This window comes from Oceanicola sp. S124, from assembly GCF_000220565.1.
Lineage (GTDB): Bacteria > Pseudomonadota > Alphaproteobacteria > Rhodobacterales > Rhodobacteraceae > Pseudooceanicola.
Window position 1 is genome coordinate 1 of record NZ_AFPM01000296.1, and the last position, 11,422, is coordinate 11,422.

Genomic DNA, 11,422 nt, shown 5'->3' on the forward strand with positions numbered 1-11,422 from the left:
CCACGTCCCAGGCGGCGGCGGCCAATGGTGGCGGCCTGGTCGGGCGCCAGCATCCGCGACAACCCCTGCGCCAGGCTGTCCGCGTCGCGGATCAGCCGCGCCGCGCCGGCCTGGGCCAGCCGGGTGAAGGCGGGCAGGTGATGTGCAACGAAGGGCCCGTAGAGCACCGCCGAGCCGAGCGCCGCCGGCTCGAACGGGTCGTGCCCCTTCATCCCGCGCCTGAGCGATCCGGCGACGAAGGTCACCGGCGACAGGCGGTACCACAGCCCCATCTCGCCCCGCGTGTCGGCCAGCAGCACCTGGGTATCCTCGCGGGGCATCTCACCCTCTGACCAGCAGATGTAGCGCCAGCCCTCGTCGTCCAGCCGGGCGCGGTAGCTGTCGATCTCTTCGGGGTCATCCGGCACCAGCACCAGCAGCAGCCGGTGCGCCAGCCGCGAGGCGCGGCGATGCGCGTCCAGCACCGTGCCCAGCTCTTCGCCATGCACCATTGCGGCCAGCCAGATCGGCCGCCCGGCCAGTTCTGCCGCCAGCTCGTCGCGCAGCTCCTCGTTGCAGGGCAGGGCCGCACCGGCCTCCTGCAGGGGGCCGGTGATCTCGATCCTCTCGGGGTCCGCCCCCAGACGCTGCAACCGCCGCGCCGCATTGGCACTGCTGGCACAGAGCGCGTCGAACCGGTCAAGCATGCGGCGGGTCTGGTTCGGGCGCAGGCTGAAGCGCGGCGCGTTGAAACCATCCTCTTCCGCCTCGGCCAGCATCATCGCCACGCCCGAGCGCCGCGCCTGCGCCACCAGCGCCGGGCGCAGGTCGCCGGTCAGCCAGATCAGCAGATCCGGGCGCCAGTGCGTGAAGAAGGCTTGCACCACGCCGCCCTCGTCCCCCGGGGCGGGCATGGTAAACAGGCCCGGGTCGTCAATGGGATCCAGCCGGTCGGCCTCGCCCAGCGTCAGCAGCACCGAGACCCCGAGGTCGGCCTGCAACAGCCGGCGGGCCAGTTCCTCGGCCGGCTTGCGGCGTCCGGCACGCGGGCAATGGATCCAGACCAGCGGCCCGTCAGGGCGCGGCGGCAGATCCGCCACGCCACGCGCCCCGCGTCTGGTCAGCGCCCTGTGGGTTGCAAGTCCCCGGGAGGGCATCCGGCCTCAGTTGCCCAGTTCCTCGGTCGGCGAGCCTTCCAGCTCTTCGTCCCGCAGGCGGTGGATATGGGCGATGTAGTACCGCATATGCGCGTTATCGACGGTCTTCTGGGCCTCGGCCTTCCAGGCGTCGTAGGCGGCGGCATAGGAGGGATACATGCCGACGATGTGCAGATCGTCGATGTCGCGGAAGACGTTCTTGGACGGATCGACAAGCTCTCCGCCGAAGACGAGGTGCAGGCGCTGCGCCATGGGCATTTCCTTTCCGGCTGTTCAGGCGCAGATGTGCGCCGAATGCGAGGGCGGGGTCAAGGGCGGCGCCCGCCCCGCGCCGATAGGTCGCCAAAGCGCGCCGAGCGGCGGCGCGCACCGGCGAGGCGTCGCTACAGCAGGCCCTCGGCCCGGAACAGCGCCTTCAGGTCGGTCTCGGGGCGGGCCCCGTAGTGAGAGATCACCTCGGCCGCCGCGATGCAGCCCATGCGGCCCGCGGTGCCCAGGTCGGCGCCCTGCGCCAGCCCGTAGAGGAAGCCGCCGGCGAAGAGATCGCCCGCGCCGGTGGCATCCACCGGGGTGACCTCGGTCACCGGTACCACGGCCTGTTCCTCGCCGCGCTGGATCACCACGTCGTGGCCCGAGCGGGTGCAGACCACCAGCCCCGACTCGGCGGCGGCGGTTTCCAGGGCCAGGCCCAGGTCTTCGGTCTCGTAGAGGGATTTCCACTCGTGCTCGTTGCCGATCACGTAGTCGAGCTCCTTCACCAGGGTGCGGAAGTCGGCGCGGTGGCGGTCGACGCAGAAGGGGTCCGACAGCGCGATCCCGGCCATGCCGCCCGCGGCGCGGGTCAGGCGGGCGGCGGTCTCGAAGGCCTGCTTGCCCTTGGGCTTGTCGTAGAGATAGCCCTCGAGGAAGAGGATACGCGCGTTCTTGCAGACCTCGTCCGGCACGTCGTCTGGGCCGACCTCGGAAGAGATCCCGAGGTAGGTGTTCATCGAGCGTTCGCCATCGGGCGAGACGAAGATCATCGAACGCGACGAGGGCAGTTCCGCGCCCGTGAAGGGATCATTGGGGAAGTCGGTGCCACCGGCGCGGGTCTTCTCGGCGTATTCGCGGCCGACCTCGTCGTCGCGCACCTTGCCGATGAAGGCGGTCTTCAGACCCATGTTGGCAACGCCTGCCACCGTGTTGGCCACCGAGCCACCGGGGATCTGGCGGCGGTTTTCCATGGCATCGTAGAGCAGTTCGGCGCGCTCCTGCTCGATCAGCTGCATGATGCCCTTCTCGATCCCCATGCGGGACAGGAAGGCATCGTCGGACTGGGAGATCACGTCCATCACGGCATTGCCGATGCCGATCACGTCATACTGGGTCATAGAACTTTTTCCTCGAATTCGCAGAGATCCCGGATCAGGCAGGTACCGCATTTGGGTTTACGAGCCGTGCAGACGTAGCGTCCGTGCAGGATCATCCAGTGGTGGGCATGCAGCTGGAAGTCCACCGGGATGTTGTCCTCGATGGCGCGCTCGACGGCGACCACGTCGCGGCCGGGCGCGATGCCGGCGCGGTTGCCCAGCCGGAAGATATGGGTGTCGACGGCCTGCGCCGGAAAGCGCCACCACATGTTGAGCACCACGTTGGCGGTCTTGCGCCCGACGCCGGGCAGACTCTCCAGCGCGGCGCGGGAATTGGGCACCTCGCCGCCGTAGTCCTCGACCAGGATCTTCGCCATCTTCATGACGTTCTTGGCCTTGTTGCGGTAGAGACCGATGGTCTTGATATGCTCGATCAGGCGCTCTTCGCCGAGATCCAGCATCTTCTGCGGCGTGTCGGCGACCGGGAACAGGTCCTTCGTCGCCCGGTTCACCCCGACATCGGTCGCCTGCGCAGAGAGCGCAACGGCGACCAGCAGCGTATAGGCATTGGTATGGTCAAGCTCGCCCTCGGGCGCCGGTTCGGCGTCCTGGAAGCGCGTGAAGATCTCGCGCAGGGTCTGATAGGGCAACTGGCGGGCCATGGCGGTGTTTCTGCCCTGATTGGACGGTGGCAACAAGGCATTTAACCCGGCTGTAAGGGCTTCGGAAGAAAGTGTGTCCGGAGGCAGGCAGATGAGTGATTCTATGACGGAAGGTCCCATGCCCGGTGGTGCGGATACACGGATCTCGGGGCTTGGTCCGGGGTGCATGGTGCTGACGCTGGATGGCGAGATGCCGATCGAATGGCTGGCCCCCGGCGACCGGCTGGTGACCCGCGACCACGGCGCCCAGCCGGTGCTGCACATCGCCCGGCTGCGCCGCCTGCCCTGTGGGGGGGCGCTGCCATTGCCGCTGACCTTCCTGCGCGGCGAACGCGGCCCCCAGGGCGAGCTGACGGAAAAGCTGCGCGTCGCGCCAGGTCACCGCGGGTTGATCCGCCGCCCCGAAGTGGCGCTGAACTTCGGCAGCGACGAGGCCCTGGCGCGATTCGCCGACATCTCGCGCCGCAACCGTGCCCGGCCCGATCCCTCGATGGGCGGGCTGACCTACCACATGATCATCATGGAGCGGCACGAGGTGATCACCGCCGGCTCTCTCTGGGTCGAGACGACCGATGCCACCATGGCCGAACGCCTCGACCTGCCCCCCGCCGTGCGCCGCGCCACCGCGCTCTTCGAGCCCGGGACGAAGGCGGCGCGGCATTGCCTGACCCGCGAAGAGGCCCTGCTGATCCGTCAGAAGTGCCCGCCGGACCTGTCCCTGCTGGATCTTCTGGCCGCCTGACGGGTCGGTGCCGTGCCGGCCACGGGGCAGGGCAGCCTCCGGCGGGAGTATTTCTGGCTCGGTGATGATAGGGGCGCGGCGCGGGGGATGCGGGCCGGGGGCTTCGGGGCTGGCGTCACTGGGGCGTGAAGGTGCGGGCTCTTTCGTGGCATGATGCGACAGATACGGGACGCGCGGCCCGAAACGTGGAACGGGGAAAGCTGCCGGAACCGCTGACCGGGTGGCGCCAGGAGGCTTCCTTCAGGGCGGCGCCCGGGGCATTGGTCTCGTGGTGGCCGAGCGATGCCGTGAAGAAGGGTGGTGCCGCAGAGATGCAGCCGGGTTGGGCGGTGACTGTCTCGCGGGAGGCCGGGGTTCCAACCTGCCCGGGCCCGGCGCCCGGGCACCGGTTTGCGCAGGTTCCGGGTCGCGTCACGCGTGTCTCTCTCCTAGGTTCGGACAAGGACCTAGGTTCGGACAAGGACAGGAGAGACCGATGCCGACCGCCCCCGAAGACCGATACCACTACCAGATCATCCGCCGCGCCATCGAGGAGATCGACGCCGCCGAGACCCCTCTGGCGCTGGACGAGCTGGCGGCACGCATGGGCCTCAGCACGGCGCATTTCCAGCGTCTCTTCTCGGCCTGGGCAGGGATTTCTCCGAAACGCTACCAGCAGTATCTCGGGCTGGGCCGCGCGAGAGAGATGCTGCGCGCCCGCGAGACCCTGCTGGAAACGGCGGCGGCCACCGGCCTGTCGGGGCCCGGGCGGCTGCACGACCTGGTGCTGCGATGGGATGCCATGCGTCCGGGTGAGCTGGCGCGCGGTGGCGAAGGGCTGCGCATCGACTGGGCGCTCTGCCCCTCTCCCTACGGTCCGGCGCTGGTCATGGCCACCGCGCACGGGATCTGCGGCATCGCCTTCACCGCCGAGACCGGCGCGCCGGCCGCCCAGGCCGACCTGCGCGCGCGATGGCCCGCCGCCCGCTATCATGAAGACCCGCAACGCATCCTGCCGCTGGCCGAGGCGGCCTTCGCCGGGCGGCGCACCGAGGCCCATGTCATGGGCGGCCCCTTCCAGATCAAGGTCTGGGAGGCGCTGCTGCAGATCCCCGAGGGCCAGGTCACCAGCTATTCGGCCCTGGCCGGCGCCATCGGCCATCCCGGCGCCAGCCGTGCCATCGGCAGCGCCGTCGGGCGCAACCCGCTGTCGCTGCTGATCCCCTGCCACCGGGTCCTGCGCAAGGACGGCGCCCTTGGCGGCTATCACTGGGGCCTGCCGGTCAAGCGGGCCATGCTGGCGCGGGAATCCGCCCGGACCGAGGCCGCTGCCTGATCGCCCCCGCCCGGCACGGTGAAGAAATTTCCCCTCCAGCGGAAACCCGCCGCCGGTTGCGGCGTTGTGCATTGGGCGGTGCGGGAATCTGCGCTATCCCGAAAGACGAGCAGCCCCGCGAAACGGGGCCTTCGGAGGACGAGAGACAATGACCACCCTGATGAACAAATCCATTCTGGCCCTCAGCGGCGCATCCCTGCTGCTTCTGACCGCCTGCGTCGACCCCAACGACGGCCAGCAGAACACCCGCGAAGGCGTGGGTGTCGGCGCGCTCATGGGCGCAGCCGTTGGTGCCGTGGTGTCGGACAACAAGGCCAAGGGGGCCGTGGTCGGCGCCGCGCTTGGTGGCCTGGCTGGTGGTGCCTATGGCAACTACCTTGATCGCCAGGAAGCGCAGCTGCGTCAGGATCTGGGCGGTCGCGTCGAGATCGTCAACACCGGCGACCGCCTGATCGTCACCATGCCGCAGGACATCCTGTTCCAGACCGACAGCGCCTCCCTCCGCCCGGACCTGACTTCGGACCTGCGCGCCGTCGCCGCCTCGCTGAACGACTACCCGCAGACGACCGTGCAGGTGCTCGGCCACACCGACAACACCGGTGCCGCCGCCTACAACCAGGACCTCTCGCAGCGCCGCGCCGCCACCGTGGCCTCGACCCTGATCAACTACGGCGTCTCGGCCAACCGTGTCCGGGCCATCGGCCGTGGCGAGGACCAGCCCCGCGCCTCGAACCTGACCCCGGAAGGTCGCGCCCAGAACCGCCGGGTCGAGATCGTCATCCTGCCGCGCACCTGATCGCCGCCACAGACCGCATTGCGAGGCCGCCCTGCCAGGGGCGGCCTTTTTCTTTGCGGTGAAACCGTTTGGAGAGGAAAGGCGGCTAGGCTGCCCGCATGTACCACCTGCTGCTGAACATCGCCCCGGGCGACACCCATTTCCAGGATGTCGAGGCGCTGGAGGATCGCGCACTGTCGCTGCTTGCCGAATATGGCGCAGAGCGGCTGTTCTGCCTGCGCCACCTGGACGGCAGCGGGGAAACGCAGCTGTTTGCCTTCCCCTCGGAAGAGGAATTCGGCCGATATCGGCAGGATCCGCGCTGGCACAGTGCCCGGCACCGCCCGGAACTTGCGGCGATGCGCACCGCCGTCTGGCCCGTCGCCATGATCTGACAGGAGACAATCTGCCAGGCCCCCCCTCTGGCAGGTGATGACAGGGCGACCGATGCGAGGGCGGCAGATGCAAGGTCGGGTGGTGACCGGACGGGTCATGAGCAGGTCGGCCCTGATCTCACTGGCGAGGCTCTGGCGGCGGCAAAGGTCATGCCGCCATCTTTCGTGCAAGGATCCGGCGCGCAAAGGTCCGTCGGTTCGTGGCGCGGGCCGATGGCATTTGACCGAAGGGCGCCCGGTGGTGAGCGCCCGATGGGGACGACCGCACGCGGCGGGGTCTGCCGCGAGAGGAATGCCCCGAGGCAGCGATCAGTCCCCGACCGCCGCCGCGGCGCCCCCCTCAGCTGCCGCGGTAGGTCGAATAACCGAAGGGCGACAGCAGCAGCGGCACATGGTAATGCGCCGCATCGTCCGAGATGCCGAAGCGGATCGGGATCACGTCGAGGAATCGCGGCGCCTCGGGCGGCACGCCGCTGGCGTCGAGGTAGGCGCCGGCGTGGAACTCAAGCTCGTAGGCGCCGGGCAGGAAGTGCTCTTTCGGCAGGATCGGCGCATCGGTGCGCCCGTCGCTGTTGGTGGCCATCCGGGCCAGCTCGTCCCGCGCATCGCCCTCCAGCCGGTAGAGCACGATTTCCAGCCCGGCGGCGGGCGTGCCCTTCGCCGTGTCCAGAACATGCGTCGTCAGATAGCCCTCGGCCATTGCAGCCCCTTTCCCTATATTCCCCTTGAGCCCCGGACCCGCGCCTCCCATGATGCGGCGGCCCCACTCTGGCCCAGATGCAGACGGAGAGAACCACATGAACCGCTACCCGCGCAACATGATCGGCTACGGCCCCACCCCGCCGGATCCCAAATGGCCGGGCGGCGCGCGCGTGGCGGTCTCTTTCGTGCTGAACTACGAAGAGGGCGGCGAGAACAACATCCTGCATGGCGACGCGGCGTCGGAAGCCTTCCTAAGCGAGATCATCGGCGCCGCCCCCTGGGAGGGCAAGCGGCACTGGAACATGGAAAGCTGCTATGAATACGGCGCCCGCGCCGGCTTCTGGCGGCTGCACCGGCTGTTCACCCAGATGAACATGCCACTGACCGTCTACGGGGTGACCGACGCCCTGGCGCGCGGTCCGGAACAGGTCTGGGCAATGCAGGAGGCCGGCTGGGAGATCGCCTCGCACGGGAAGAAGTGGGTCGAACACAAGGACATGCCCGAGGCCGAAGAGCGCGCGGCGATGCAAGAGGCCATCGCGCTGCACGAAGAGGTGACGGGGGCGAAGCCGCGCGGCTGGTACACCGGGCGCTGCTCGATGAACACGGTCAGGCTGGCCGCCGAACTGGGCATGGACTGGGTCGCCGACACCATCGACGACGACCTGCCCTACTGGCACGAGAACGGCCGCACCCTGGTGATTCCCTACACCATGGACACCAACGACATGCGCTTTGCCGTGCCCGCGGGCTTCGGCGCGCCGAACGACTTCTTCGACATCGTCGGAGATGCCTTCTCGACCGCCTATGAAGAGGGCGAGGCCGGGCGGCCGATCCTGATCACCATCGGGCTGCATTGCCGCCTGATGGGCCGCCCCGGGCGCTTCCAGGCGCTGAAGCAGTTCCTTGAACAGATCGCCGAGTATCCCGACGTCTGGGTGGCGCGGCGTTGCGACATCTACGACCACTGGGTCGAGCATCACCCCTATGTCGCGCCCGGCCCGCGCCCCTCGACCCTGTCGCAGGCCGACTTCGTCGCGGCCTACGGCAGCGTCTACGAGCATTCCCCCTGGGTCGCCGAACGCGCCTGGGAGCTTGAGCTGGGCCCGGCCCATGACCGCCCGATCGGGCTGTGGAACGCCCTGGCGCGCGCCTTCCGCCGCGCCTCGCCCGAGGAACGGCTGGGGGTGCTGCAGGCTCACCCCGACCTCGCCGGCAAGCTGGCCGCCGCCAGGCGCCTGACCGCCGAAAGCACCGCAGAACAGGCCAGCGCCGGGCTGGACGCCCTGACCGACGAGGAACGCGCCTTCTTCGAAGAGGGCAACGCGCGGTACACGGAAACCTTCGGCTTCCCCTTCATCATCTGCGTGAAGGATCATACCAAGGCCTCGATCATGGCGGCGATGAAAGACCGCCTGTCCCATGACCGCGAGACCGAGCTGGCCGAAGCCTGCCGCCAGGTCGAGCGGATCGCCTACCACCGTGTGAAGGATCTTCTTGCGTGACACGCAGCTACTACACTCCGCGCGGCGGCCTGCCCGCCCAGCACGAAAAGCACTATGAGCCGGCGCGCTTCACCACCGCCTATGCGGTGATCCCCGCCGCCTGCATGACCGATATCGTCACCTCGGCCCTGCCCGGCTGGACCGGCGCCCGCGCCTGGATCTTGGCCCGCCCGCTGTCGGGCTTCGCCGAGACCTTCTGCCAGATGATCGTCGAGCTGGCCCCCGGCGGCGGCACCGCCCGCCCCGAGGCCGATCCGGGCGCCGAGGGGGTGATCTTTGTCACCTACGGCACGCTGACCCTGACGCTGGACGGGCAGGACCATCAGCTGACCGCCGGCGGCTATGCCTTCCTCGCCCCCGGTGCCGACTGGCAGCTGGCCAATGGCACGGGTGCGACGACCAGCTTCCACTGGGTCCGCAAACGCTATCAGCCCGCCGAGGGCGTCGCGGCGCCGGACAGCTTCGTGAACCACGACGATGCCGTCGCGCCCGCGGTCATGTCCAACACCGACAAATGGGCCACCACCCGTTTCGTCGAACCCGACGACCTGCGCCACGACATGCACGTCAACATCGTCACCTTCCTGCCCGGCGGCCGCATCCCCTTCGCCGAGACCCATATCATGGAGCACGGCCTCTACGTCCTTCAGGGCCGCGCCCGCTACCTGCTGAACACCGACTGGGTCGACGTCGGGCCGGGCGATTTCATGTGGCTGCGCGCCTTCTGCCCACAGGCCTGCGAGCAGATCGGCGACGAGCCCTTCCGCTATCTCCTTTACAAGGACGTGAACCGCCTGCCGGAGCTGACCCTGTGAGCGACGGGCCCACGATCCGCGCGGTTCCCCTGACCGCCGGGGCCTTCGCCCCCTTCGGCGACGTGCTGGAGCTGCGCGGCGATTACGACAAGCTGATCAACGCCGGCATGTGCGAGCGTTTCCACGACCGCGCGCAGCTTGATTTCGGTCCCGGCGGACGCGCCGGGATTTCCCTGTTCAACGCTCAGCCGCGCGCCCTGCCCTATGCCTGCGACCTGCTGGAACGGCATCCCGAGGGCTCTCAGGCCTTCATCCCGATGTCCGAGGCCGCCTGGCTGGTGATCGTCGCGCCGGACGCAGGCGGGGTGCCGGGCGCGCCCCTGGCCTTCCTGCCGCAGCCCGGCCAGGGGGTGAATTTCCACCGCGGCACCTGGCACGGCGTGCTTACCCCGCTGGCAGAGCCGGGCCTTTTCGCCGTCATCGACCGGATTGGCGATACGCCGAACCTCGAAGAACATTTCCTGGATCGTCAATTTACTGTCATCATCTGAGAACGCGCCCCCGCCAAGAGGGGCCTTTCCAGCAATTGACAGTTTTCCAGGAAACGACAGGGGACGGTACAATGACCGACACATCTCTGGGCACCGCAGAACAGCTGCGGGACCCGAACTACATGCCGCCGCTCGCCAATGCGGTGCCTCTGGGGATCCAGCACGTGCTGGCGATGTTCGCTTCGAACGTCACCCCCTCGATCATCATTGCCGGGGCGGCGGGCTTCGGCTTCGGCTCCGACCAGGGGGCGCTCGGCTTCCCCGACATGACCTACATGATCCAGATGGCGATGCTGTTTGCCGGGATCGCCACGCTGTTCCAGGCCATCGGCATGGGCCCCGTCGGGGCGCGGCTGCCGATCGTGCAGGGCACCTCCTTTGCCTTCCTGCCGGTGATGATTCCCGCGGTGGCGGGCCTCGGCGTCGACGGCATGTCGGGGCTGATGACCGGCGTGGTGATCGGCGGGATCTTCCACTTCTGCCTTGGCTTCTTCATCGGCCGCATCCGCTTTGCGCTGCCGCCGCTGGTGACCGGGCTGATCGTGCTGATGATCGGCCTGGCGCTGCTGAAGACCGGCATCCAGTATGCCGCCGGGGGCGTGCCGCTGGTCGGCAAGCCCGAGTTCGGCACCCTCGCCATGTGGTTCCCCGCGCTGGTGGTGATCGTCGTGGCGCTGGCCCTGTCGTTCTTCACCACCGGGCTGCTCTCGGTCGCCTCGGTGCTGATCGGCATCCTGGCGGGCTATCTCGTGGCCGCCGCCATGGGCCAGGTCAGCTTCGGCAATGTCGGGCGCGCGGCGCTCTTCGACCTGCCCTCGCCCTTCAAGTGGGGCCTCAGCTTCGATCCGGCGATCATCGTCGGCATGTGCTTCATGGCCGTGATCTCGGCCATCGAGACGGTGGGTGACACCTCGGGCATCACCAAGGGCGGCGCGGGGCGCGAGGCCACGGACAAGGAGATCGAGGGCGCGACCTTCGCCGACGGTCTGGGCACCGCCGTGGCCGGTATCTTCGGCGGGCTGCCCAACACCTCGTTCAGCCAGAACGTCGGGCTGATCGCCATGACCGGCGTGATGAGCCGCCACGTGGTGACCATCGGCGCGGTCTTCCTGATCGTCTGCGGCCTGGTGCCCAAGGTCGGCGCGGTGATCAACACGGTGCCGATCAACGTGCTGGGCGGTGGCGTGATCGTCATGTTCGGCATGGTCGCCGCCTCGGGCATCAACATGCTGTCCGAGGTCGCCTGGAACCGGCGCAACATGATCATCCTCGCCGTGTCGCTCTCGGTCGGCTTCGGGCTGCAGCTTGAGCCGACAGCGCTGCAGCACCTGCCGCGCACGCTGCAGATCCTGATGACCTCGGGGCTGCTGCCGGCGGCGGCGCTGTCGATCATCCTGAACCTCGTGCTGCCGCAGGAGACCGCCGAGGAACTGGCGGAAGAGGGTGCCCCGGGCGAAGTCGACGTCGCCTGATCGGCCAGGGTTGATCGAAAGAGATAAGGCGCGCCCCTTGCGGGGCGCGCCTTTGCCTTCGGC

At 68.6% G+C, this 11,422-nt stretch carries 13 protein-coding genes; 8 read left to right on the plus strand and 5 right to left on the minus strand.

Annotated features, from left to right (window positions below):
- The 4 genes from OS124_RS25355 to nth all read right to left on the minus strand — a co-directional run.
- A partial coding sequence (locus tag OS124_RS25355) for a 3-deoxy-D-manno-octulosonic acid transferase (protein WP_138919595.1) occupies positions 1 to 1,136 on the minus strand: 1,136 nt, incomplete at its 3' end.
- Between the two features lie 6 nt (positions 1,137 to 1,142).
- The gene (locus tag OS124_RS0119910) at positions 1,143 to 1,388 is read right to left on the minus strand and encodes a DUF4170 domain-containing protein (RefSeq protein WP_010141707.1); all 246 of its coding nucleotides are present in this window, start codon (positions 1,386 to 1,388) and stop codon (positions 1,143 to 1,145) included.
- Positions 1,389 to 1,519: 131 nt separating this feature from the next.
- A complete protein-coding gene (locus OS124_RS0119915; protein WP_010141708.1) occupies positions 1,520 to 2,506 on the minus strand; it encodes an adenosine kinase in 987 nt (328 codons plus the stop codon).
- Positions 2,503 to 3,147 carry an endonuclease III gene (gene nth, locus OS124_RS0119920; RefSeq protein WP_010141709.1) on the minus strand — a complete coding sequence of 215 codons (645 nt, stop codon included), beginning with the start codon at positions 3,145 to 3,147 and terminating at the stop codon, positions 2,503 to 2,505. The genes OS124_RS0119915 and nth overlap by 4 nt, the downstream gene beginning before the upstream one ends.
- 91 nt (positions 3,148 to 3,238) lie before the next feature.
- On the opposite strand from nth, the gene OS124_RS0119925 reads away from it, so the two are divergent.
- From OS124_RS0119925 to OS124_RS0119940, 4 genes are all read left to right on the plus strand, one after another.
- On the plus strand, positions 3,239 to 3,889 hold the full coding sequence (locus OS124_RS0119925) for a Hint domain-containing protein (protein WP_083834686.1): 651 nt from the start codon (positions 3,239 to 3,241) through the stop codon (positions 3,887 to 3,889).
- Between the two features lie 475 nt (positions 3,890 to 4,364).
- Positions 4,365 to 5,204 (plus strand): methylated-DNA--[protein]-cysteine S-methyltransferase, encoded by an 840-nt coding sequence (locus OS124_RS0119930; RefSeq protein WP_010141711.1) that lies wholly within the window; start codon positions 4,365 to 4,367, stop codon positions 5,202 to 5,204.
- 148 nt (positions 5,205 to 5,352) lie between these two features.
- The gene (locus OS124_RS0119935; protein WP_010141713.1) at positions 5,353 to 6,000 is read left to right on the plus strand and encodes an OmpA family protein; all 648 of its coding nucleotides are present in this window, start codon (positions 5,353 to 5,355) and stop codon (positions 5,998 to 6,000) included.
- 98 nt (positions 6,001 to 6,098) lie between these two features.
- Positions 6,099 to 6,374, plus strand: a complete 276-nt coding sequence (locus OS124_RS0119940; RefSeq protein WP_010141714.1) for a hypothetical protein — start codon at positions 6,099 to 6,101, stop codon at positions 6,372 to 6,374.
- A gap of 340 nt (positions 6,375 to 6,714) precedes the next feature.
- Here OS124_RS0119940 and uraH read toward each other — a convergent pair whose 3' ends face one another.
- A complete protein-coding gene (gene uraH, locus OS124_RS0119945) occupies positions 6,715 to 7,074 on the minus strand; it encodes a hydroxyisourate hydrolase (RefSeq protein WP_010141715.1) in 360 nt (119 codons plus the stop codon).
- Positions 7,075 to 7,171: 97 nt separating this feature from the next.
- On the opposite strand from uraH, the gene puuE reads away from it, so the two are divergent.
- The 4 genes from puuE (at position 7,172) to OS124_RS0119965 (ending at position 11,359) form a co-directional block, all read left to right on the plus strand.
- Positions 7,172 to 8,581: an allantoinase PuuE gene (gene puuE, locus OS124_RS0119950; RefSeq protein WP_010141716.1), complete on the plus strand. Its 1,410-nt coding sequence runs from the start codon at positions 7,172 to 7,174 to the stop codon at positions 8,579 to 8,581.
- The gene (locus OS124_RS0119955) at positions 8,578 to 9,396 is read left to right on the plus strand and encodes a bifunctional allantoicase/(S)-ureidoglycine aminohydrolase (RefSeq protein WP_010141717.1); all 819 of its coding nucleotides are present in this window, start codon (positions 8,578 to 8,580) and stop codon (positions 9,394 to 9,396) included. The genes puuE and OS124_RS0119955 overlap by 4 nt, the downstream gene beginning before the upstream one ends.
- Complete coding sequence (locus tag OS124_RS0119960) at positions 9,393 to 9,887, plus strand: ureidoglycolate lyase (RefSeq protein ID WP_010141718.1); 495 nt, start codon at positions 9,393 to 9,395, stop codon at positions 9,885 to 9,887. The genes OS124_RS0119955 and OS124_RS0119960 overlap by 4 nt, the downstream gene beginning before the upstream one ends.
- 71 nt (positions 9,888 to 9,958) lie before the next feature.
- Positions 9,959 to 11,359: a uracil-xanthine permease family protein gene (locus tag OS124_RS0119965; RefSeq protein WP_010141719.1), complete on the plus strand. Its 1,401-nt coding sequence runs from the start codon at positions 9,959 to 9,961 to the stop codon at positions 11,357 to 11,359.
- Positions 11,360 to 11,422: the final 63 nt, after the last annotated feature.

Excerpts from the sequence above, each read along its gene's own strand:
- OS124_RS0119910 (WP_010141707.1), bottom strand. The coding sequence starts at position 1,388 with ATGGCGCAGCGCCTGCACCTCGTCTTCGGCGGAGAGCTTGTCGATCCG.
- OS124_RS0119915 (WP_010141708.1), bottom strand. The coding sequence starts at position 2,506 with ATGACCCAGTATGACGTGATCGGCATCGGCAATGCCGTGATGGACGTG.
- nth (WP_010141709.1), bottom strand. The coding sequence starts at position 3,147 with ATGGCCCGCCAGTTGCCCTATCAGACCCTGCGCGAGATCTTCACGCGC.
- OS124_RS0119925 (WP_083834686.1), top strand. The coding sequence starts at position 3,239 with ATGAGTGATTCTATGACGGAAGGTCCCATGCCCGGTGGTGCGGATACA.
- OS124_RS0119930 (WP_010141711.1), top strand. The coding sequence starts at position 4,365 with ATGCCGACCGCCCCCGAAGACCGATACCACTACCAGATCATCCGCCGC.
- OS124_RS0119935 (WP_010141713.1), top strand. The coding sequence starts at position 5,353 with ATGACCACCCTGATGAACAAATCCATTCTGGCCCTCAGCGGCGCATCC.
- OS124_RS0119940 (WP_010141714.1), top strand. The coding sequence starts at position 6,099 with ATGTACCACCTGCTGCTGAACATCGCCCCGGGCGACACCCATTTCCAG.
- uraH (WP_010141715.1), bottom strand. The coding sequence starts at position 7,074 with ATGGCCGAGGGCTATCTGACGACGCATGTTCTGGACACGGCGAAGGGC.
- puuE (WP_010141716.1), top strand. The coding sequence starts at position 7,172 with ATGAACCGCTACCCGCGCAACATGATCGGCTACGGCCCCACCCCGCCG.
- OS124_RS0119965 (WP_010141719.1), top strand. The coding sequence starts at position 9,959 with ATGACCGACACATCTCTGGGCACCGCAGAACAGCTGCGGGACCCGAAC.